This is a genomic window from Pseudomonas sp. PDM14, from assembly GCF_014851905.1.
Classification (GTDB): domain Bacteria; phylum Pseudomonadota; class Gammaproteobacteria; order Pseudomonadales; family Pseudomonadaceae; genus Aquipseudomonas.
The window spans coordinates 1407613-1428301 of the sequence record NZ_JACVAQ010000001.1 but is presented as its reverse complement, the minus strand read 5'-3'; the positions used below and the strand labels follow the sequence as shown (position 1 = coordinate 1428301).

The 20689-nt window shown below is 66.0% G+C and carries 19 protein-coding genes; 7 read left to right on the top strand and 12 right to left on the bottom strand.

Annotation, left to right across the window (positions count from 1 at the left end):
- Nucleotides 1–8 precede the first annotated feature (8 nt).
- Together lptE and leuS are read right to left on the bottom strand one after the other, a co-directional pair.
- On the bottom strand, nt 9–620 hold the full coding sequence (gene lptE / locus IB229_RS06800; protein ID WP_192326225.1) for an LPS assembly lipoprotein LptE: 612 nt from the start codon (nt 618–620) through the stop codon (nt 9–11).
- 85 nt (nt 621–705) lie between these two features.
- Nucleotides 706–3312 (bottom strand): leucine--tRNA ligase, encoded by a 2607-nt coding sequence (gene leuS, locus IB229_RS06795; protein ID WP_192326223.1) that lies wholly within the window; start codon nt 3310–3312, stop codon nt 706–708.
- A gap of 241 nt (nt 3313–3553) precedes the next feature.
- Here leuS and IB229_RS06790 point away from each other — a divergent pair, with 241 nt between their 5' ends.
- Complete coding sequence (locus IB229_RS06790; protein WP_192326221.1) at nt 3554–3997, top strand: hypothetical protein; 444 nt, start codon at nt 3554–3556, stop codon at nt 3995–3997.
- A 24-nt stretch (nt 3998–4021) separates the two neighbouring features.
- Complete coding sequence (locus IB229_RS06785; protein ID WP_192326219.1) at nt 4022–4786, top strand: YdcF family protein; 765 nt, start codon at nt 4022–4024, stop codon at nt 4784–4786.
- Between the two features lie 108 nt (nt 4787–4894).
- On the opposite strand, the gene lnt is transcribed toward IB229_RS06785, so the two are convergent.
- The 5 genes from lnt to miaB form a co-directional block, all read right to left on the bottom strand.
- Complete coding sequence (gene lnt, locus IB229_RS06780; RefSeq protein ID WP_192326217.1) at nt 4895–6427, bottom strand: apolipoprotein N-acyltransferase; 1533 nt, start codon at nt 6425–6427, stop codon at nt 4895–4897.
- Nucleotides 6428–6597: 170 nt separating this feature from the next.
- A complete protein-coding gene (locus IB229_RS06775; protein ID WP_192326215.1) occupies nt 6598–7437 on the bottom strand; it encodes an HlyC/CorC family transporter in 840 nt (279 codons plus the stop codon).
- Nucleotides 7438–7479: 42 nt separating this feature from the next.
- A complete protein-coding gene (gene ybeY / locus IB229_RS06770) occupies nt 7480–7953 on the bottom strand; it encodes an rRNA maturation RNase YbeY (protein ID WP_192326213.1) in 474 nt (157 codons plus the stop codon).
- Complete coding sequence (locus IB229_RS06765; protein WP_192326211.1) at nt 7946–8953, bottom strand: PhoH family protein; 1008 nt, start codon at nt 8951–8953, stop codon at nt 7946–7948. Before IB229_RS06765 ends, ybeY begins: the two co-directional genes overlap by 8 nt.
- Before the next feature lie 112 nt (nt 8954–9065).
- On the bottom strand, nt 9066–10394 hold the full coding sequence (gene miaB / locus IB229_RS06760) for a tRNA (N6-isopentenyl adenosine(37)-C2)-methylthiotransferase MiaB (protein WP_192329300.1): 1329 nt from the start codon (nt 10392–10394) through the stop codon (nt 9066–9068).
- A 133-nt stretch (nt 10395–10527) separates the two neighbouring features.
- On the opposite strand from miaB, the gene IB229_RS06755 reads away from it, so the two are divergent.
- The gene (locus IB229_RS06755; RefSeq protein WP_183087225.1) at nt 10528–10851 is read left to right on the top strand and encodes a DUF1820 family protein; all 324 of its coding nucleotides are present in this window, start codon (nt 10528–10530) and stop codon (nt 10849–10851) included.
- 18 nt (nt 10852–10869) lie between these two features.
- On the opposite strand, the gene IB229_RS06750 is transcribed toward IB229_RS06755, so the two are convergent.
- The 4 genes from IB229_RS06750 to IB229_RS06735 form a co-directional block, all read right to left on the bottom strand.
- Nucleotides 10870–11421, bottom strand: a complete 552-nt coding sequence (locus tag IB229_RS06750) for a tetratricopeptide repeat protein (RefSeq protein ID WP_192326209.1) — start codon at nt 11419–11421, stop codon at nt 10870–10872.
- Between the two features lie 170 nt (nt 11422–11591).
- Nucleotides 11592–12875, bottom strand: a complete 1284-nt coding sequence (gene hemL, locus IB229_RS06745) for a glutamate-1-semialdehyde 2,1-aminomutase (protein WP_192326207.1) — start codon at nt 12873–12875, stop codon at nt 11592–11594.
- A gap of 32 nt (nt 12876–12907) precedes the next feature.
- Nucleotides 12908–13525, bottom strand: a complete 618-nt coding sequence (gene thiE / locus IB229_RS06740; protein ID WP_192329298.1) for a thiamine phosphate synthase — start codon at nt 13523–13525, stop codon at nt 12908–12910.
- An 8-nt stretch (nt 13526–13533) separates the two neighbouring features.
- Nucleotides 13534–14331 (bottom strand): hydroxymethylpyrimidine/phosphomethylpyrimidine kinase, encoded by a 798-nt coding sequence (locus IB229_RS06735; RefSeq protein ID WP_192326205.1) that lies wholly within the window; start codon nt 14329–14331, stop codon nt 13534–13536.
- Between the two features lie 185 nt (nt 14332–14516).
- On the opposite strand from IB229_RS06735, the gene IB229_RS06730 reads away from it, so the two are divergent.
- The 3 genes from IB229_RS06730 (at nt 14517) to IB229_RS06720 (ending at nt 19345) form a co-directional block, all read left to right on the top strand.
- Nucleotides 14517–16916 carry a hybrid sensor histidine kinase/response regulator gene (locus IB229_RS06730; protein ID WP_192326203.1) on the top strand — a complete coding sequence of 800 codons (2400 nt, stop codon included), beginning with the start codon at nt 14517–14519 and terminating at the stop codon, nt 16914–16916.
- 142 nt (nt 16917–17058) lie between these two features.
- Entirely contained in the window at nt 17059–17694 is a 636-nt protein-coding gene (locus IB229_RS06725) for a TetR/AcrR family transcriptional regulator (RefSeq protein ID WP_192326201.1), read from the top strand.
- Nucleotide 17695: 1 nt separating this feature from the next.
- On the top strand, nt 17696–19345 hold the full coding sequence (locus tag IB229_RS06720; RefSeq protein WP_192326199.1) for an acyl-CoA dehydrogenase family protein: 1650 nt from the start codon (nt 17696–17698) through the stop codon (nt 19343–19345).
- A 13-nt stretch (nt 19346–19358) separates the two neighbouring features.
- Here the strand turns inward: IB229_RS06720 and IB229_RS06715 are convergent, their stop codons facing one another.
- Nucleotides 19359–20087 (bottom strand): hypothetical protein, encoded by a 729-nt coding sequence (locus tag IB229_RS06715; protein ID WP_192326197.1) that lies wholly within the window; start codon nt 20085–20087, stop codon nt 19359–19361.
- Between the two features lie 111 nt (nt 20088–20198).
- Here IB229_RS06715 and IB229_RS06710 point away from each other — a divergent pair, with 111 nt between their 5' ends.
- Nucleotides 20199–20645 carry a PaaI family thioesterase gene (locus IB229_RS06710; RefSeq protein ID WP_192326195.1) on the top strand — a complete coding sequence of 149 codons (447 nt, stop codon included), beginning with the start codon at nt 20199–20201 and terminating at the stop codon, nt 20643–20645.
- Nucleotides 20646–20689: the final 44 nt, after the last annotated feature.

Genomic DNA, 20689 nt, shown 5'->3' with positions numbered 1-20689 from the left:
CGTTCGTCTTACTGGCTGATCGGCAGCTGGATCGGCGACTGCTGCGGTGCCGACTCCTGCTCGGCGCGACGTGCCGCGGCGGCTGCTTCGGCTTCGGCCTGGGCGCGGATTTCCGCGTCCTGCTGGCGTTGTTCCAGCTCGGCCGGGGTGATCAGCTGCAGGCGCAGAACCATGCGCTGAACCAGCTCGCGGCGCATTTCCTGGCGCAGCTGAGTGGATTCCTGATCGGAACCGATCAGGTTGTTCTCGTCGTGCACGTAGGTGTTCTGCACCTGCAGGGTGTCGTTGAACAGCAGCAGGTTCTTCGCGCCACGGATCTCGTAGTCGAGCTCGGTGCTCAGCGCGTATTCGGCGCTGCGCGAGTTGCCGGTGTAGCTGGCGGTGCGGCGGGTTTCCGCTTCGCGAGCCAGGACCAGCTTGTACGGCGCGCCGCTGTGCACGTTGACGCCGCTGCTCTCGAGCACCTGGTGCAGTTGCTTGTAGGTGTCGCCGTAGGCGTTGCGTGCCTGCAGGTCGATTTCCTTGAGGGCGAACTCGGCGGTGCCGGTGCCGCGCAACTGGAAGCCGCACGCGCTGAGCAGCACAGCCAGGCCGATTACCATCAGATTCCGTTTCATCATTCTCTTATCCCCTTGGCAAATCACGGCGCCGTTGCAGGCATGGCGCCGCGTTTAATCAGTTGGCGACTGTTCAGTTTTGACTGTTTCAGTTGGCGACGATGTTGACCAGCTTGCCGGGCACCACGATGACCTTGCGAATCGCCAGGCCCTCGGTGAAACGCAGCACGTTTTCGTTGGCGCGGGCAGCCGCCTCGACCTCTTCGCGGCTGGCGCTGGCCGGCACGTCGATCTGGCCACGCAGCTTGCCGTTGACCTGGATGACCAGGGTCAGGTTGTCCTGCACCAGGGCTGACTCGTCGACCTGCGGCCATTGCGCGTCGATGGCGGCGCCCGTGTGACCCAGCTGCTGCCAGAGTTCATGGCAGATGTGCGGGGTGATCGGTGCCAGCAGCAGGGTCACGGCTTCGAGGCCTTCCTGCAGCAGGGCGCGGTCCTGGGCGCTGGCGGTCGCAGCCTTTTCCAGTACGTTCATCAGCGTCATCACCTGGGCGATGGCGGTGTTGAATTTGTGGTGCAGGCCGACGTCGTTGCTGGCCTGCTTGATGGCCAGGTGCGTGGCACGGCGCACGGCTTTCTGCTCGTCGCTGAGGCCGGTGGTGTCCAGCGTGCCCGGCAGGCCGGCGCTGACATGGCTGTGGGCCAGGCGCCAGACACGGCGCAGGAAGCGGCTCGCGCCCTCGACGCCGGAGTCGGACCATTCCAGGCTCATGTCGGGTGGCGAGGCGAACATCATGAACAGGCGGCAGGTGTCGGCGCCGTAGGCATCGATCATCGCCTGCGGGTCGACGCCGTTGTTCTTCGACTTGGACATCTTCTCGGTGCCGCCGATCTCCACCGGCAGGCCGTCGCTGGCCAGCTTGGCGCCGATGACCTTGGCTTTGGCATCACGCTCGACGATCACGTCGGCCGGGTTGAACCAGTCCTTGCCGCCGTTATCCAGCGTGCGGTAGTAGGTCTCGGCGACCACCATGCCCTGGGTCAGCAGGTTCTTGAACGGCTCGCTGGAGCTGACCAGGCCTTCGTCGCGCATCAGTTTGTGGAAGAAGCGCGCGTAGAGCAGGTGCAGGATGGCGTGTTCGATACCGCCGATGTACTGGTCCACCGGCAGCCAGTGGTTGGCGGCTTTCGGGTCGACCATGCCCTGGTCGTAGTGCGGGCTAGCGTAGCGGGCGAAGTACCAGGACGACTCGACGAAAGTGTCCATGGTGTCGGTTTCGCGCTTGGCCGCGGCGCCGCATTTCGGGCAGCTGCAGTCATAGAACTCGGGCATCTTCGCCAGCGGCGAACCGGCGCCGTCCGGTACCACGTCTTCGGGCAGCACGACCGGCAGCTGGTCTTCCGGCACGGGCACGTCGCCACAGGCGTCGCAGTGGATGATCGGGATCGGGCAGCCCCAGTAGCGCTGGCGGCTGATGCCCCAATCGCGCAGGCGGAACTGGGTGCGTGCCTGGCCGAGGTTTTTCTTCTGCAGGGTGATTTCGATGGCGTCGAAGGCGCCGGCGAAATCCAGGCCGTCGAACTCGCCGGAGTTGATCAGCTGGCCATGCTCGCCATAAGCGGCCTGCCACGGCGCCGGGGTTTCATCGCCGGCGCTGGTGCGGACCACGGCCTTGATCGGCAGGGCGTACTTGCTGGCGAATTCGAAGTCGCGTTCGTCATGCGCCGGTACGGCCATCACCGCGCCGTCGCCGTAGTGCATCAGCACGTAGTTGGCGACCCACACCGGCAGCTTCTCGCCGGTCAGTGGGTGGGCGACGAACAGGCCGGTGGGCAGGCCTTTCTTTTCCTGGGTGGCGATGTCGGCTTCGGCCACGCCGCCACGTTTGCATTCGTCAATGAAGGCTTGCAGCTCGGCGTTGCCCTGCGCGGCCTGGGTGGCCAGCGGGTGCTCGGCGGCGACGGCGACGTAGGTGGCGCCCATCAGGGTGTCGGGACGGGTGGTGAAGACCTTCAGCGTGCCTTCACTGCCGATGCTGGCGGCGTCATAGGGGAAGCTGACTTCCATGCCGCGCGACTTGCCGATCCAGTTGCGCTGCATGGTCTTGACCTGTTCCGGCCAGCCATCCAAGTCGTCGAGGCTGCTCAGCAGCTCATCGGCGTAGGCGGTGATCTTGAAATAGTACATCGGGATTTCGCGCTTCTCGATCAGCGCGCCCGAACGCCAGCCACGGCCGTCGATGACCTGCTCGTTGGCCAGTACGGTCTGGTCGACCGGGTCCCAGTTGACGGTACCGTTCTTGCGGTAGATCACGCCTTTCTCGAACAGGCGGGTGAACAGCCACTGTTCCCAGCGGTAGTAGTCCGGCTTGCAGGTGGTGACTTCGCGCGACCAGTCGATGGCCAGGCCCAGGCTTTTCAGCTGGGTCTTCATGTAGTCGATGTTTTCGTAGGTCCACTTGGCCGGGGCGACCTTGTTCTTCATTGCGGCGTTTTCCGCCGGCATGCCGAAGGCGTCCCAGCCCATCGGTTGCAGCACGTTCTTGCCCTGCATGCGCTGGTAGCGCGCGATCACGTCGCCGATGGTGTAGTTGCGCACGTGGCCCATGTGCAGCTTGCCGCTCGGGTAGGGGAACATCGACAGGCAATAGAAGGTGTCCTTGCCTGGTTGTTCGCTCACTACAAAGGATTTTTGCGCGTCCCACTGGGACTGCGCGGCGGCTTCGATTTCGCGGGGCTGATACTGTTCGTGCATGGGTTTTCGGCGCTGGAATGAGGGCTTACGAGGAACGCCGTAGCATACATGAGCGCCCCGGACCGAGGGAAACCTTGATTGTCGCCGGTGCCGCGGCGCGCCGCCGTTTGTCGCGCTGGACGATCAGGGACGGCGGCGACGCTAAGCTTGGCTGACAGGTCGTTGAAATGATGAGGTTGCCGGTTGTGGCGACGTGCAGCGGCCTGTCAGGGTGGAACGTGCAAGCCTGGTGAGGTGCTCGATGGCAGAGTTGCGGCGTGCTGATGCGGGAGGTGGGCTTTACGAGCGCCTCCTGCAACGCCTTGCCCTGGCGCTGGATGAGGCCGACACCGCCACCCGCCTGCGTGATGCGCCGCCTTCGGAGCTCGAGTTGCGTGGCCTGACCCCAGCCGAGCTCGAGCTGATCCGCGCCTACCTCGACCATGACCTGCACTGGCTGCGCGGCTGGCACGCGGCCGCCGAAGAGCTGGCACTGATCGAGAACGTGCCGGCGCGTGACAAGGCTGGGCGTTCGCCGAGCAAGGGCTTCAGCAAACCGTCGAGCAAGCTCAAGCCGCTGCTCAAGCGCCGGCAGAAACTCTGCTGCGCGCTGTGTGGCGCGGCGGCCGAGTGGCAACGTGGCGAAGGGGTGCTGCCCTGCATGGCCTGTGGCTCCAAGCTGTTCCGTACCGGGCATCCGCGCTAGGCTTCGCGGGCACGGGAGGTGCCCATGGAGCTGCGTTTTTTCATCAAACAACTGATTCTTCCGCCGGGCGGGCTGTTGCTGCTGATCCTGCTGGCCTGGGTGCTGTGGCGCCTGCGTCCGCGGCTGGCGAGGCTGTGTTTTGTGCTCGGTTTCGGTGGTTTGTGGGCGATGAGCCTGCCGGTGGTGGTCGAGCATGCAGCGCGCCTGATCGAGCGCGAGCCGGCTTTGGTCGAGGCGCAATGGCATTCGCTGGGCGAGCGCGCCGAAGTGATCGTCGTGCTGGGCTCCGGGCGTGAAGCAGCCGACCCGGCCTGGGGCAGCGATCAGCCAAGCCCGACTGCGCTGGAACGCTTGCGCTATGCCGCGCGTCTGCAGCGCGCCACCGAGCTGCCGGTGCTGATCAGTGGCGGTTTGCATTATGGCGAGCCACCCAGCGAGGCCGCGCTGATGGCCGATGTGCTGCAGCGTGATTTCGCCGTGCCGACCGAGTGGCGTGAAGAACGCAGCCGCACTACGTGGGAGAACGCCCAGTACAGTGCCGAGCTACTGCGTGCCCAGGGCATTCGCCGCGTGGTGCTGGTCACCCAGGCCTCGCACATGCCGCGCTCGCGCTGGTGCTTCGAGCGTGCGGGGCTTGAAGTGGTAAGCGCGCCGCTGGGCTTTCTCGGTGTCGACAGCGCCCGCCCGCTGGGTGGCTGGCTGCCGGAAGGGCAGGCCTTCTGGCAGAGCACGCGGCTGCTCAACGAGGTCATCGGCATGGCCGTCTACCCGTTGCTCTACCGCGAGTGAGCTAACGCTGTGGGCCTTATCTGAGCGGCCTTTGTAGAGTGCGCGTGCGCACCAAGGCCACGCCGAGGGGCGGCGCACCTACGACGAACCCGGTGCGTGTGCGCTGTGTTATGCGAGGCGAACGGAACGTGATTCCTGGCGCCGCGCCCACAGCGCCCAGCCCAGCAACACAACGCAAATGCCCGCCAGCGGCCAGCCACGCCAGATCAGGTAGGGCGTCAGGCCTTGCATGGCCTGCACTTCACCGTACAGCACGGCCTGCTCGAACTGCGGAATCTGCGCGGTGATGCGTCCCTGGGGGTCGATCAGCGCGGTGACGCCGTTGTTGGTCGAGCGGATCATCCAGCGGCCGGCTTCCAGGGCACGCATTTGCGCCATCTGCAGGTGCTGCAACGGGCCGATCGAGGTGCCGAACCAGGTGTCGTTGCTCACCGTCAGCAGCAGGTCGCTCTGCGCGGCGAGGCTGGCGGAGAACTCCGGGTAGACCACTTCGTAGCAGATGAACGGGGCGATCTTCAGTCCCTTGGCCTGCAGCAGCGGCTGGTCGGCCGGGCCGCGGGCGAAGTCGGACATGGGCAGGTCGAAGAAGGCGATCAGCCCGCGCAGCAGTTCCTGCAGTGGCACGTACTCGCCGAACGGCACCAGCTTCTGCTTGAGGTAGGTGCCCTGGCCGTCGCCGACCACGGTGAGGCCGTTGTAGTAGCGCTTGTCACCGTTCTCGTTGGCCTGGCGCACCGGCACGCCGGTGATCAGCGCGGCCTTGCGATCGTTGGCGACGCGACCGAGGAACTGCAGGTAGCCCTCGGCGAACTCCTTGAGCACCGGCACCGCGGTTTCCGGCCAGACGATCAGGTCTGCCGGCTGGCTGTTCAGGGTCAGGTCGCGGTACAGCACCAGCTGCGCCTCGAGCTGGGCCGGGTCCCACTTGAGGTTCTGTTCGACGTTGCCCTGTACCGCGGCGACCTTCAGCGGTGCGCCGTTGGGGCTGGTCCAGGCCTTGTCCTGCAGCACCAGGCCGGCGATCCAGGGAGCCAGCAGGAGAACCAGTGCGGCGACGAGGGTGGGCTTGTGTGTGCGCAGGCGCGCCAGGTTGATCAACAGGGCGGCGCTCAGGGCTAGGCTCAGCGAGATCAGCCACATGCCACCGACCGGCGCCAGCCCGGCCAGCGGGCCATGCAGCTGGCTGTAGCCGGCATAGAGCCAGGGGAAGCCGGTGAGGAACCAGCTGCGAAAGGCTTCCTGCACCAGCCACAGGGCGGCGAAGGCCAGGGCATCGGCCAATGGTGCTTCGCTGCGGCGCAGCCAGCGCGCCCACAGCCAGCTGCTCAGGGCGAACAGCAGGCCGAGGCCGCCGGTGAAGCCGAGGGTGAGCAGCGCTGCCAGTGGCAGCGGCGCGGAGCCGTAGTCGTGGATGCTGACGTAGACCCAGCTGGTGCCGCTGACGAACAGGCCGAATCCGTAACACCAGCCGCGCAGGGTCGCCTGGCCGGGTGTCAGGTCGCGCAGGCCGAGGTAGAGCAGGGCGATGGAGAGGATGGCCAGCGGCCAGATGTCGAACGGAGCCAGGGCCAGGGTGGTGGCCGCGCCGGCGAACAGCGCCAGCAGGTTGCCCGGCCAGCCGGGTCGGGTGATCCAGCGCATCGGTATTCCTTGAGTGAAGTCAGGCGGCAAGGGTACTGGAAGGCAGGAGAGGCAGGAAGCGGATGGGGTAACTTCCGCGCAAGCGCCTAGCGCAGAGGTGTGGGTAAGGCTCGCGCTGAGTCAGATGCCCTCACCCCGGCCCTCTCCCGGAGGGAGAGGGGAGGCACGGGTTAGCGCTCCAGCGGGGTCAGACGCAGCAGGTGCACGCGACGGCTGTCGGCGCTGAGAACGCGGAAGCGGTATTCGCCGATCTCGGTCACTTCGTTGCGCTTGGGCAGGTGGCCGAAGGCGCTCATGACCAGGCCGCCGACGGTGTCGAACTCGTCGTCGGGGAATTCGCTGTCGAAGGTGCTGTTGAAGTTCTCGATGGGGGTCAGCGCCTTGACCAGGAAATCGCCGCTGGGCAGGGGCTTGATGTAGCTGTCTTCCTCGACATCGTGCTCGTCTTCGATGTCGCCGACGATCTGTTCCAGCACGTCCTCGATGGTCACCAGGCCGGCGACGCCGCCGTATTCGTCGATGACCACGGCCATGTGGTTGTGGTTGGCGCGGAATTCGCGCAGCAGCACGTTGAGGCGCTTGGACTCCGGCACGAAGGTGGCCGGGCGGAGCATGTCCTTGATGTTGAATGGCTTGCTGCCGTTCTCCAGGATCAACGGCAGCAGATCCTTGGCCAGCAGGATGCCGATGACGTCGTCGACGCCTTCGCCGCTGACCGGGTAACGCGAGTGGGCGGCCTCGATGACTGCCGGGAGAAACTCCTGCGGCGTCTGCGTGGCCTTGATGCTGATCATCTGCGACCGCGGCACCATGATGTCGCGCACTTGCAGGTCAGCGACCTGAATTGCGCCTTCGACGATGGTCAGGGCTTCGCTGTCGAGCAGCTTGTTCTGGTGGGCTTCACGCAGCACTTCCAGCAGTTCCTGACGGTTTCTCGGCTCATGAGCAAAAGCCTGGGTCAGTTTGCCCAGCCAGGACTTCTGCTCGTTGCTCGATCGGTCTTCGCTCATGGTGTTTTACTCGGCAGCCTTCTATCTGTTGGTTGATGGCAATCATTCGTCAGCGGCATAAGGGTCCGCATGACCCAGTTCGGACAGCAAATCGCGTTCCAGTGTTTCCATTTCTTCGGCTTCGTCATCGTCGATGTGGTCGTAGCCGAGCAGGTGCAGGCAACCGTGGATGACCAGGTGCGCCCAGTGCGCCTCGCGGGTTTTGGCCTGTTCCTGTGCTTCACGCTCGACCACCGGCACGCAGATCACCAGATCGCCGAGCAGGGGGATGTCGAGCAGCGGTTCGCCGCCCGGTCCGTCGGGAATGTCGGCGGGGAAGGACAGCACGTTGGTGGCGTAGTCCTTGTGCCGCCAGGTGCGGTTGAGTTCGCGGCCTTCGTCTTCGTCGACCAGGCGAATGGTCAGCTCGGAGTCGGCGCTGCGCTGGCGCAGGGCCAGTTCACACCAGCGGCGGAACTGTTCCTCGCTCGGCAGCGCGCTGGCGCCGGACGCATTCTGCAGGTCCAGTTCAAGCATCGTCGCGGCTGTCCCGGCCTTCGCTCTTGCCAGCCTGGCGATCCTCGAAGCGCTCGTAGGCTTCGACGATGCGCTGTACCAGCGGATGGCGGACCACGTCCTTGGGCTTGAAGTGGGTGAAGGTGATGCCCGGTACGTCGCGCAGTACCTCGATCACGTGCGCCAGGCCGGACTTGGTGCCGCGCGGCAGGTCGACCTGGGTGATGTCGCCGGTGATCACGGCGGTGGAGCCAAAGCCGATCCGGGTGAGGAACATCTTCATCTGCTCGAGGGTGGTGTTCTGACTCTCGTCGAGAATGATGAAGCTGTTGTTAAGCGTACGGCCGCGCATGTAGGCCAGCGGGGCGATCTCGATCACCTGCTTCTCGATCAGCTTGGCCACCTGCTCGAAGCCGAGCATCTCGTAGAGTGCGTCGTAGAGCGGACGCAGGTACGGGTCGATCTTCTGTGCCAGGTCGCCAGGGAGGAAGCCGAGTTTTTCCCCCGCCTCGACCGCCGGGCGCACCAGCAGGATGCGACGCACCTGTTCGCGCTCCAGCGCGTCCACGGCGCAGGCCACGGCCAGGTAGGTCTTGCCGGTACCGGCCGGGCCGACGCCGAAGTTGATGTCGTTGTCGAGGATCGCCTTCACGTAGCGCTGCTGGTTGGTGCCGCGGGGCTTGATCACGCCCTTGCGCGTGCGCAGGGTGACGCCGGCGTCGCTGCGCGGGTTGTTGCTGAGGTCTTCCAGGCCGGATTCCTGCAGGTAAAGGTGGACGATGTCGGGCGACAGTTCGGTGCCCTTGGTTTCCCGGTACAGGCGACGCAGCAGGTGTTCGGCGGATTGCGTGTGGCCGGCGTCACCGACCAGTTCGAACTGGTTGCCGCGGTTGCGGATCTCGATGCCCAGGCGCTGTTCGATCAGGCGCAGGTGCTCGTCGAATTGCCCGCAGAGGTTGGCGAAGCGGCGTGCTTCGAAGGGTTCGAGGATGAAACGATGGGGTTCTATGGGCGCGTTCAAAGTGGTGTGGTGGCCGCCAGTCGGCTGGGGTAATGATCGGAGGATAACCCCACTCGCCCGAGGGTGAAAGGTCGGGCGACGGGGTGAGGCTAGCTTTTGGTCTACTTGCCGTTCAGTTGATCAGGCTGCCGCGCAGGGAGTGAGGCAGGGCGTCGTCGATGTGCACGTCGACGAACTGGCCGATCAGTGCCGGGTTGTCGCTGCGGAAGTTGACTACGCGGTTGCTCTCGGTGCGGCCCTGGAGCATGCCCGGGTCCTTCTTCGAGTAGTCGCTGACCAGAATGCGCTGGATGGTGCCGGCCATGCGTCGGCTGTTCTCGAAGCCCTGCTGGCTGATTCTGTGCTGCAGGCGCGCCAGGCGCTCGCGCTTGGTTTCCTGGGCGATGTCGTCGGCCAGATCGGCGGCCGGTGTGCCGGGGCGCGCGCTGTAGACGAAGGAATAGGAGAAGTCGAAGCCGACGTCTTCGATCAGCTTCATGGTCTGCTCGAAGTCCTTCTCGGTCTCGCCGGGGAAGCCGACGATGAAGTCCGAACTGATCAGGATGTCCGGTACGGCCGCCTTGAGCTTGCGGATGCGCGACTTGTATTCCAGCGCGGTGTGGTTGCGCTTCATCGCCGCCAGCACGCGGTCGGAACCGGATTGCACCGGCAGGTGCAGGTGTTTGACCAGCTCGGGGATTTCCGCGTGGGCCTGGATCAGTGCGTCGGAGAACTCCAGCGGGTGGCTGGTGGTGTAGCGGATGCGGTCGATACCGTCGATGGCCGCCACCAGGTAGAGCAGTTCGGCGAAGTCGCAGATGCTGCCGTCGGCGGTGTCGCCGCGATAGCCGTTGACGTTCTGGCCGAGCAGGGTGACTTCGCGCACGCCGTGTTCGGCGAGGTGGATGATCTCGGCCAGCACGTCGTCCAGCGGGCGGCTGACTTCTTCGCCGCGGGTGTAGGGCACCACGCAGAAGGTGCAGTACTTGCTGCAGCCTTCCATGATCGAGACGAAGGCGCTGGGGCCGTCGATGCGCGGCTCGGGCAGGCGGTCGAACTTCTCGATTTCGGGGAAGCTGATATCGACCTGGGCGGTCTTGGTGATGCGCGCGGCGTCGATCATTTCCGGCAGGCGGTGCAGGGTCTGCGGGCCGAAGACCACGTCGACGTAGGGCGCGCGATCACGGATCGCCGCGCCTTCCTGGCTGGCCACGCAGCCGCCGACGCCGATCACCAGGTCGGGGTTCTCCAGCTTCAGCTCGCGCCAGCGGCCCAGCTGCGAGAACACGCGGTCTTGGGCTTTTTCGCGGATCGAGCAGGTATTGAGAAGGATCACGTCGGCTTCTGCCGGGTTCTCCGTGACTTCCAGGGCCTGGTGTTCACCCAGCAGGTCGACCATGCGCGAGCTGTCGTACTCGTTCATCTGGCAACCGTGGGTTTCGATATAGAGCTTCTTGGCCATCTGTACTTCGTCGGGGTGGTTCATCAGGACCGCGCATTATAGGGGGCGCGCGGCGTGCTTCCTAGGCTTGCCCGTCCGGCAGCTGTGCTATGCTTCGCGCCCCTTCAATACCCGTGGTCAATTTCTGCCATCCATGAGCAAGCGCGAACCCATCTACAAGGTGATATTTCTCAACCAGGGCCAGGTGTACGAGATGTACGCCAAACAGATCTACCAGAGCGATCTGTGGGGCTTTCTGGAAGTGGAGGAATTCGTCTTCGGTGAGCGCACCCAGGTGGTGGTCGACCCCAGCGAAGAGAAGCTCAAGGCGCAGTTCGAGGGCGTGGTGCGCAGCTTCGTGCCGATGCATGCCATCGTGCGGATCGATGAAGTCGAGCGTCTGGGTACGCCGAAGATCAGCGAGGCCAAGGGTGGCGGCAACGTGATGCCGTTCCCCATGCCGATGCCTGACAAGTAAGGCATTCCCGGCGCGCTGTCACTGTCCTGGAATGGGATCGAACGGCGAGCCACCGATGTTCTGCAGCTCCAGCAGGTAGCTGCGGAAGATCTGTCCGAGGACCTGGCTGGCCAGCTCCATCTCTTCTCGTCCCATCTGCGCGGCCACTTGGTCGGCGCTGTCCATCGCCTCGTCCGAGCCGTTGACCGCGGCCATCTTCAGCACGATATAGGCCTGCACGTTGTTGGCCTGCACGCCCTCGCCACGAAAAAACATGGTGCCCAGGCGCAGTTGCGCGTCGGCATTGCCTTGCAGCGAGGATTGTTCGAACCAGTGCAGCGCCTGCTGCAGATCGCGTTCGGCGCGTTTGCCGTCGTAGTAGAACTCGCCCAGTTCGTACTGCGCAGCAGCATCGCCCTGGGTGGCGGTTTCCTGGCAGGTGGCGAGGGCTTGTTGCAGGTCTTCAGGCGCGGTGTTCAACGAGCAACGGCCGGTGGCGGGCACCAGCAGGGAGTTGCCGCCGGCGTACGCCAGCAGGGGTTGAACTAGCAGCAGGCAACCCAGAAGCAGGGTGCGGCCGGTGCGTCTCATGAAAATCACAGCGCCTCGCGAAACCGACGGGTGTCGACCCGGCCGACGAACGCGCCGGCTATCGCATTATGGGATAAGCCGGTGCGTGGTTACAAAGTCTTTGCAGGTTTTCTACCTGGCAGGCCGCTGCCAGTCCTGCCGGGGCGTCCGGCAAGACGGCACGGTATGACTCACGCCAGTTTGGCGAAGGCGCGTTCGGCGGCGTCGAGGGTCAGCTTCAGCTCGGTCTCGCCGTGGGCGATGGAGGTGAAGCCGGCTTCGAAGGCGCTCGGCGCCAGGTACACGCCGCCATCCAGCATCAGGTGGAAGAAGCGCTTGAAGCGTTCGGCATCGCTGGCCATTACGTCATCGAAGGTGACGATGTCGTCGGCGCCGCTGAAGTACAGGCCGAACATGCCGCCGGCCTGGGTGGTGACGAAGGGAATGCTTGCTGCATCGGCGCGCTCCTGCAGGCCGGCCAGCATGCGGCTGGTGTAGTCGCTCAGTTCGGCGTGGAAGCCCGGGCGGCTGATCAGCTTCAGGGTGGTCAGGCCGGCAGCCATGGCCAGCGGGTTGCCCGACAGCGTGCCGGCCTGGTAGACCGGGCCGAGCGGGGCGATGCGTTGCATGATTGCGCGTTTGCCACCGAAGCAGCCGACCGGCATGCCGCCGCCGACGATCTTGCCGAAGGTCGACAGGTCCGGGGTCACGCCGTAGTGGGCCTGGGCGCCGCCAAGGGCGACGCGGAAACCGGTCATCACTTCGTCGAAGATCAGTACCACGCCGTGCTGGTCGCACTGCTCGCGCAGGCCTTCGAGGAAGCCCGGCGCCGGCGGCACGCAGTTCATGTTGCCAGCGACTGGCTCGACGATGATGCAGGCCACGGTCTGGCCGACTTCGGCGAGCATCGCCTTGACCGCTTCGAGGTCGTTGAACGGCAGGGTCAGGGTGTGTTTGGCGAAGTCCGCCGGTACCCCGGCCGAGCTTGGTACGCCCTGGGTCAGCAGGCCGGAGCCGGCTTTAACCAACAGACTGTCGGAATGCCCGTGGTAGCAGCCTTCGAACTTGATGATCGCGTCGCGGCCGGTGTAGCCACGGGCCAGGCGGATGGCGCTCATGGTTGCCTCGGTGCCGGAGCTGACCATGCGCACCATTTCCATGGACGGCACGATGCTGCACACCAGGTCAGCCATCTCGGTTTCCATGGCGGTCGGCGCGCCGTAGGACAAGCCGTGCTGCAGCTGGTTGCGCACCGCATCGAGCACGTCCGGGTGGCCGTGGCCGAGGATCATTGGGCCCCAGGAGCCGACGTAGTCCACGTAGCGCTTGTCGTCTTCGTCCGTCACGTAGGCGCCGGCGGCGTGCTTGAAGAACAGCGGCGTGCCGCCGACGCTCTTGAAGGCGCGAACCGGCGAGTTGACGCCGCCGGGGATATGTTTCTGGGCGTTGGCGAACAGCGTTTCGGAGCGGGACATGACGGACTCTCTATAAAAGCAGGGTGAATGGGTCAGGCGAATAGGGCGCTGAAGGCGCGCGCGCGGCGCTCCACTTCGGCGCTGCTGTCCGCGGCGAACAGGGCGTGGACGACGGCGATCAGGCTGGCACCGCGCTCGATCAGCGGGGGCGCGTTCTCCAGCGTGACACCGCCGATGGCGACGATCGGCAGGCTGAAGCGGCTCTTCGCCTGCTCCAACAAGTCCACCGTGGCAGCCGGCGCGCCGGGCTTGGTCTGCGAATTGAAGAAGCGCCCGAAGGCGATGTAGCTGGCGCCTTCGGCGACCGCCTGCTCGGCCAGTTCGAGACGAGCATGACAGGTGGCACCGATGATTGCCTTGCGCCCGAGCAATGCGCGGGCTACTCCGAGCGAACCGTCGGTCTGGCCAAGGTGCACGCCGACGCCAAGGCGCGCGGCCAGTTCGGCGTCGTCATTGATGATCAGCTCGGCGTGGTAACGGGCGCACAGTTCGCGCAGGGCCTCGGCTTCGCGCAGGCGCCGCGCGGCGTCGCTGGACTTGTCGCGGTACTGCAGCAGGCGCACGCCGCCTTTCAGTGCGGATTCGACATAGGGCAACAGCTTGCCGTCGCCGAGCAGCTGGCTGTCGGTGATGGCGTAGAGCCCACGCAGCGGACGTTTCACTGGGCGAAGTCCAATGGCAGGCGGCGTGGCACGAACTGGCCACGACCCGGCTGCTCCGCATCGCGCAGGGTGCGCCAGGTGTAGTCGAGGGCCGAGCGCACGGCGCTGCTCAGTTCTTCGCCCAGGGCCAGGCGGCCGGCGAGGGTGCTGGCCAGGGTGCAGCCGGAGCCGTGGTAGCTGCCGGGCAGGCGCTGGCAGGTGAAGGTGTAGCGGCTGCCATCACGCGAATAGAGGCGGTTGTGCACTTCGCTTTCGTCGCCGTGGCCGCCGGTGATCAACAGGTGTTGGATTTTCGGCAGCAGCTTCTCGGCACACTCATCCGCGGTGCCATCGGGCAGCTCGGCGAGGATGCGGGCTTCCGGCAGGTTTGGCGTGGCAATGGCAGCGACCGGCAGCAGGCGTTCGCGCATGGCGAAGCCGACGTCGTCCTTGCCCAGCGAGCCGCCACCACCGGCGCGCAGCACCGGGTCGCAGACCAGTGGGATGCCGGGCAGCAGCTGCATGATTTCCAGCACGGTATCGACCATCTGCACCGAGCCGAGCATGCCCAGCTTGACGGCGGCCACCGGCAGGTCGGCGATTACCGCATGGGCCTGGGCCAGTACCCACTCGCGGTCGAGCACGCGGAAGTCGGAAACGTTGACGGTGTCCTGCACGGTCAGGGCGGTGACGGCGGGGGCGGCGTGGCAGCCCTGGGCGAGCAGAGCTTCGATGTCCGCCTGCAGGCCGGCACCACCACTGGGATCGTGGCCGGACAGGCAGAGGACGACGGGACGGGAGTTGTGTCTGTTCATGGCCGGCGAGCTTAACACTTGCCGGCGGGGCGCCCAAACGCTGCGCTCGGAAGTCGGCGTGGCGACGCTGGAAATAAATCGACACAGCCCCTAGAGTGGCCGCATTCCAATCAAACGAACCCCGCGTGCGGCGGTGTCGGAGCAGGCGGGCTCCGGTTCGCGCGACTGGGTTTATGCGGGGCGGCATGCGTCATTGTCTGTTCATCTTCCTTGCGCTGTACGCGCTGCTGGCCAGGGCCGTCGATGTCGACGAGCACACCCAGCGCCTCTCGCTGGGGCCGATGATCGAGGTCTTCGAGGATGTGCGCGGTGATGCGACCATCGAGGACATCCTCTCGCCGGCTCTGCAGGGCAACTTCCGCCCGCAGCAGGCGCAGGTGCTGAACGCCGGCTACAGTCGCTCGGTGTTCTGGCTGCGCGTCGACCTGCAGTACGTGCCGCGCGCCACCCATGCCACGCAGAGCTGGTACCTGGAGCTGGCCTATCCGCCGCTCGATCACATCGAACTCTATCTGCAGGACGCCTCCGGGCGTTTCCGCCTGGCCCGGCGCACCGGCGACACGCTGCCGTTCTCCAGCCGCGAGATCGCGCAGAACAACTACCTGTTCACCCTTGACCTGCCGCCCAACCAGCCGCAGCGCGTCTACCTGCGTCTGCAGAGTCAGGGGTCGATGCTCGCGCCGCTGACGTTGTGGTCGGCGCAGGGGCTGCTCGAGTACCAGCCCAAGCGCATCTACGTGCTCGGCATCATCTATGGCGTGCTGCTGGGCATGCTGATCTACAACCTGTTCATCTTCCTCAGCGTCCGCGACACCAGCTACCTCTACTACATCCTTTATATCGCCTCGTTCGGCTTGTACCAGATCTCCGTCAACGGTGCCGGCATCGAGTATTTCTGGCCCGACAACCCCTGGTGGGCCAATGCTTCCACGCCGTTCCTGATCGGCTCGGCGGCGCTGTTTGGCTGCCAGTTCTCGCGCAGCTTCCTGCACACCGCCGAGCACAGCCCGTGGATGGATCGCCTGCTACTGCTGCTGATGGGCTGCGGCGGAGTGGTGATGGTCATGTCGCTGACGTCCAGCTACGGCCTCGCCCTGCGCCTGGCGACCTACCTGGCGCTGCTGTTCACCGTGGTGATCTTCAGTGCCGGCATGCTCGCCTGGCTGCGCGGCATGCGCGTGGCGCGCTACTTCATCATCGCCTGGACGGCGTTCCTCGCCGGTGGGGTGGTCAACACCTTCATGGTCCTCGGCTACCTGCCGAACCTGTTCATCACCATGTACGCCAGCCAGATCGGCTCGGCGCTGGAGGTCGGCCTGCTGTCGCTGGCGCTGGCCGACCGCATCAACGCCATGCGCGAGGAGCGCACGCGCATCCTGCAGGAGGCCAGCCACGAGCTGGAGACGCTGAACCGCGAACTGGCGACCAGCAACCGCCTGAAGGACGAATTCCTCGCCACCGTCACCCACGAGCTACGCACGCCGATGAACGGGGTGATTGGCTCGCTGGAGCTGATGCAGACGCTCAAGCTCGATGTCGAGCTGGAGCAGTACCAGAAGACCGCCGCCAGCTCCGCGCGCGACATGATGCACATGGTCAACGACATCCTCGCCCTGACCGAGCTGCAGGCCGGCAAGCTCTATCCGCGGCGCGAGCCGTTCAGCCTGCGCGGCCTGTTCGACGGGCTGCAGGCGCAGTACTGCGCCCGGGCGCTGGGCAAGGGGCTGCAGTTTTCCGTGAGCCTGGAAGACAGCCTGCCGGACACCCTCGAAGGCGACGCCGGCAAGCTGGCGCAGAGCCTTGGCTATCTGATCGACAACGCCATCAAATTCACCCGCGCGGGTAGCGTCAGCGTGCGTGTCAGTGCCGCCGGGCCGCTGGCCGGCAGCATGCCGCTGCGCATCGAGGTGATCGACACCGGCATCGGCTTCAGCGCGCCGGGCGATGGCAGCCTGTACCACCGCTTCAAGCAGCTCGACGGTTCGATGACCCGCGAATACGGCGGCCTCGGCATCGGCCTGGCGATCTGCCGGCAGCTGGTCGAGCTGCTCGGCGGCAACCTGCGGCATGACTCGCTACCGGGCGCCGGCAGTACCTTCGAGCTGACCCTGCAACTGAGCCTGCCGGTGCAGAGCGCGAGCCAGGCGCCGAGTGGCCGCCGTGTCGGCGGCCGGCCGCAGCGCCAGCCCGAGCAGTGCACCGTGCTGGTGGTCGAGGACAACGCGATCAACCAGTTGGTGACCCGCGGCATGCTGCTCAAGCTCGGTTACCGCGTGCGCACCGCCGACAACGGCGTCGAGGCGCTGGAGCACCTGCGCCGCGAGCCGGTGGATGCCGTGCTGCTCGACTGCCAGATGCCGGTGATGGACGGCTTCGCCACCTGCCGCGCGCTGCGTACGCTCCCCGGCTGTGCCGAGCTGCCGGTGCTGGCGATCACCGCGCACAGCCACAGCGGCGACCGCGAGCGATGCCTGGCGGCGGGCATGAGCGACTACATGGCCAAGCCGGTCAAGTTCGTCGAACTGCAGACCCTGTTGCACGACTGGGTGCTGTGCCAGGCACCGGCTCCTACCCCCGCCGACTGAGCCCTATCAGGTCATTTACGCCAGCTTTTTTGGCCGGTATCGCGTCTTCACGCAAAGTCTGAATCATGATTCACTGGTCTTACCTGTGCAGCGGGCGTCGCCGTTCGCAGGCCTCGACCACTCATGACCAAGGACTGTGCTCATGACCTACCGCGTGACTGCCACCCGTCTCGACCGCGACCAGGAACTTCGCGAACGAATTCTCGCCTGCGCCCTGGCGCGGGTCATCGAAGGCGGCTTCGCCAGCCTGACCATGCAGGAGCTGGCCGAGGACGTCGGCATCGCCACCGGCAGCCTGTACCGCCACTTTCGCGGCAAGGGCGAGTTGGCGGCCGAGGTGTTCAGCAGTGCCTGCCGTATCGAGGTCGACGTACTCGGCGAGATTCTCCGTGGTGCCGGTACGCCGGCGCAGCGCCTGGCTGCCGGCATCGAGCAGTTCGCCGCGCGGGCCTGGCATAGCCGGCGGCTGGCCTTCGCGCTGATCGCCGAGCCGGTGGAAACCGAGGTCGACGAGCAGCGCCTGCTGTTCCGCGAGGCTTACGCCGAGCTGTTCATCGAGCTGCTCGAAGCCGGCGTGCAGAGCGGCGATTTTCGTGTCACCCAGCTCAACCTGACCGCCGCCTGCCTGGTCGGCGCGATTGCCGAGTCGCTGGTCGGGCCGTTGTCCCCGCCGGCCCGAGCGGCCCGCGAGGCGGGCCTGCCGGTCATCGAACTGGCCGCGGTCAGCCAATCCCTGGTCACTTTCTGTCTGCGCGCCGTTGGCGCCCCGGAGTCCTGATATGTCTGCCCAGCTGTTCGCCGAAACCCACGAGGTGTTCAACCAGGTGCCGCCGCTCGACGGCGCCAACCTCTACCGCATCGATCTGCCGTTGCAGGAGTGGACCCGACATTTCGGCGGCGGTTGGGCCGAGGATCGCCTGCACACCTACGGCGCCCTGGCCGGCGGCCCGCTGATGGCGGCCGGCTTCCTGGCCAACGAGAACAAGCCGGTGTTCAAGAGTCATGACCGCTACGGCCATCGCCAGGACCTGGTCGAGTTCCACCCGGCCTACCACGAGCTGATGCGCACGGCGATCGAGCATGGCATTCCCTCGCTGCCCTGGACCGACCCGCGTGCGGGCGCCCAAGTCGCCCGCGCCTCGCTGAACTACCTGCACAACCAGGCCGAGGCCGGCAACGCCTGCCCGCTGACCATGACCTACGCCAGCGTGCCGGCGCTCAAGCTGCAGCCGGAGCTGGCGAAGATCTGGCTGCCGAAGATCCTCGCCACCGAGTACGACCCGCGCAACGTGCCGATCGAGCAAAAGGCCGGTGTCACCATCGGCATGGCGATGACCGAGAAGCAGGGCGGCACCGACGTGCGCGCCAACACCACCAAGGCCCATCCGATCGGCATCCCCGGTCCGGGCCAGGCCTACGAGCTGGTAGGGCACAAGTGGTTCTGCTCGGCGCCGATGTGCGACGCCTTCCTCACCCTGGCCTACACCGACAAGGGCCTGTCGTGCTTCCTCCTGCCGCGGCACCGCCCGGACGGCACGCGCAACGAGTTTTACATCCAGCGCCTGAAGAACAAGCTGGGCAACTGGGCCAACGCCTCCAGCGAGGTCGAGTACCGTGGCGCGCTGGCCTGGATGGTCGGCGAGGAAGGACGCGGCGTGCCGACCATCATCGAGATGGTCGCGCTGACCCGCTTCGACTGCATGATCGGCTCCAGCAGCCTGATGCGTCAGGCCCTGACCCAGGCCGCGCACCACTGCGCGTACCGCCAGGTCGGCGGCCGCGTGCTGGCCGAGCAGCCGCTGATGCAGAACGTGCTGGCCGACCTGGCCCTGGAGAGCGAGGCGGCGCTGGCGCTGACCCTGCGCATGGGCCGCGCCCTCGATCACGCCCACGACGAGCAGGAGGAGAAATTCGCCCGCCTGGTCACCGCCATCGGCAAGTACTGGATCTGCAAGCGAGCGCCGGCAATGATCAACGAAGCCGCCGAATGCATGGGCGGCGCCGGCTATGTCGAAGACACCATCCTGCCGCGCCTGTACCGCGAAGCGCCGGTCAACTCGACCTGGGAAGGCTCGGGCAACGTGCAGTGCCTGGATGTGCTGCGTGCCCTGTCGAAGGAGCCGGGTGTGCTCGACGCGCTGTTCAGCGAACTGGGCGACGGCCATGGCGATGCGCGCCTGAAGGCACAGATCGGCAAGCTGAAGAACGCCTTTGCCGATACCGGTGACATCCAGTACCGCGCCCGCCAGCTCACCGAGGAGGTGGCGGTGACACTGCAGGCCAAGCTGCTGCTCGAGGGCGGTAATGCGCGGGTCTCCGATGCCTTCATCGCCAGTCGCCTGGGCGAAGGTGGCCGGGTCTACGGCACCCTGCCGCGCGGCGCCGATGTCGAGGCGCTGGTGGCACGCAGCACGCCGCACCTGGCGTAATGCGATGCCGGGCTCAGGGGCGCTTCCAGATCACCTTGCCGGTATTGCCTTCGGTGACCAGGTACTGGTCGCTGAAGCGGTAGCGCGCCGCCGGCTGGAAGGCGTCATGGCCCTGCAGGCGAACCATCAGCGTGCCGTTGTCGGCGTACCAGTTGCCGCTGTATTGCAGCGTGCCGGGGCTGTCGTAGTTCCAGTTCTCGCCACCGCCAACCGAGCGGCTCCACTGCGCCACGCTGCCGTCGGGGTTGAGGCGCAGGGTCATCACGGTGGTGAACGAGGCGAAGCTGGCGCCGCCGCTGTTGATCATCTTTTCGTTGAGCCAGGTGCCGACCAGCGCCGGGTCGAGTTGCCCGCTCGTGTTGTTCGGGGCGCTTGCCGCCGGGCTGGCCGTACTGCGCTGAAACAAGGCATCGCGGCTGACGGTATTGCCATTGCGCGGGTCGCGGGCGGCGATGCGTGTCGTCAGGCTGTCATTGACGTAGACCGCTTGCAGCGTGGCAACGAACTGACCGGAGGCATCGATGATCTGCGCGTCCAGGCGTTGGCCATCGAAGCTGCCGCGCACGTTCAGGCGCAGGCTGGAGTTCTCGATGTACAGGCCTTCGACGGCAGTGCCCTGGCTGCGCAGGTGCAGTTCGGTGGGTAGGCCATCCAGGGTGGCGCGGTACTCGCCGTCGAGGGTGGCGGCCAGGGCCGTCTGGCCGAGCAGCAGGAGCATCATCAGTCCGAACACACCGCGCATGGTCAGCGTCCTTGTGGCGAGGGAAGGGGTACGCCGGAAGTCTAGCAAGGCGGCTGCGCCGGGCAGGTGCGGCGGTGCGTATTCAGCGAACATTTCACCCGAGGAGTCGATATGCAGGCACATCCGCGTTACCGCGAACTGGTCGAGGCCGGCTTCGCCGCGGCCAATTTCATCGGCGACCTGGGCATTCACCCGACCGCCTGCGGGCCGGGTTGGGTCGAGGCCGAGCTGACGATCCAGTCGCGTCACCTGCAGCAGAACGCCTTCATTCATGCCGGCGTGCAGGCCACCCTGGCCGATCACACCGCCGGCGCGGCGGCAGCCACCCTGGTTGCCGATGGCCAGACCGTGCTGACCCTGGAGTTCAAGCTCAACCTGCTGCGCCCGGCGCGTTGCGAGCGCCTGCTGTGCCGCGCCGAGGTGCTCAAGGCCGGGCGCCAGGTGACCGTGGTCGAGGCCGAGGTGTTCAGCCTGGAAGGCGGTGAGAGGCGCCTGTTTAGCAAGGCCACCGTGACCCTGGCGGTGGTGCCGATTCCCGAGCAGGCGACGAATGGTTGACCGTTCGCTCAACTCTGCGCCCACGCCGTCGATAGCCTGAGCAG

Coding starts and splice junctions, on each gene's coding strand:
- IB229_RS06750 (WP_192326209.1), bottom strand. CDS start 11,421: ATGAGACGCACCGGCCGCACCCTGCTTCTGGGTTGCCTGCTGCTAGTT.
- miaB (WP_192329300.1), bottom strand. CDS start 10,394: ATGGCCAAGAAGCTCTATATCGAAACCCACGGTTGCCAGATGAACGAG.
- lnt (WP_192326217.1), bottom strand. CDS start 6,427: ATGCGCTGGATCACCCGACCCGGCTGGCCGGGCAACCTGCTGGCGCTG.
- IB229_RS06725 (WP_192326201.1), top strand. CDS start 17,059: ATGACCTACCGCGTGACTGCCACCCGTCTCGACCGCGACCAGGAACTT.
- leuS (WP_192326223.1), bottom strand. CDS start 3,312: ATGCACGAACAGTATCAGCCCCGCGAAATCGAAGCCGCCGCGCAGTCC.
- ybeY (WP_192326213.1), bottom strand. CDS start 7,953: ATGCTTGAACTGGACCTGCAGAATGCGTCCGGCGCCAGCGCGCTGCCG.
- IB229_RS06790 (WP_192326221.1), top strand. CDS start 3,554: ATGGCAGAGTTGCGGCGTGCTGATGCGGGAGGTGGGCTTTACGAGCGC.
- IB229_RS06775 (WP_192326215.1), bottom strand. CDS start 7,437: ATGAGCGAAGACCGATCGAGCAACGAGCAGAAGTCCTGGCTGGGCAAA.
- IB229_RS06710 (WP_192326195.1), top strand. CDS start 20,199: ATGCAGGCACATCCGCGTTACCGCGAACTGGTCGAGGCCGGCTTCGCC.
- IB229_RS06755 (WP_183087225.1), top strand. CDS start 10,528: ATGAGCAAGCGCGAACCCATCTACAAGGTGATATTTCTCAACCAGGGC.
- hemL (WP_192326207.1), bottom strand. CDS start 12,875: ATGTCCCGCTCCGAAACGCTGTTCGCCAACGCCCAGAAACATATCCCC.
- IB229_RS06720 (WP_192326199.1), top strand. CDS start 17,696: ATGTCTGCCCAGCTGTTCGCCGAAACCCACGAGGTGTTCAACCAGGTG.
- IB229_RS06730 (WP_192326203.1), top strand. CDS start 14,517: ATGCGTCATTGTCTGTTCATCTTCCTTGCGCTGTACGCGCTGCTGGCC.
- IB229_RS06785 (WP_192326219.1), top strand. CDS start 4,022: ATGGAGCTGCGTTTTTTCATCAAACAACTGATTCTTCCGCCGGGCGGG.
- lptE (WP_192326225.1), bottom strand. CDS start 620: ATGATGAAACGGAATCTGATGGTAATCGGCCTGGCTGTGCTGCTCAGC.
- IB229_RS06735 (WP_192326205.1), bottom strand. CDS start 14,331: ATGAACAGACACAACTCCCGTCCCGTCGTCCTCTGCCTGTCCGGCCAC.
- IB229_RS06715 (WP_192326197.1), bottom strand. CDS start 20,087: ATGCGCGGTGTGTTCGGACTGATGATGCTCCTGCTGCTCGGCCAGACG.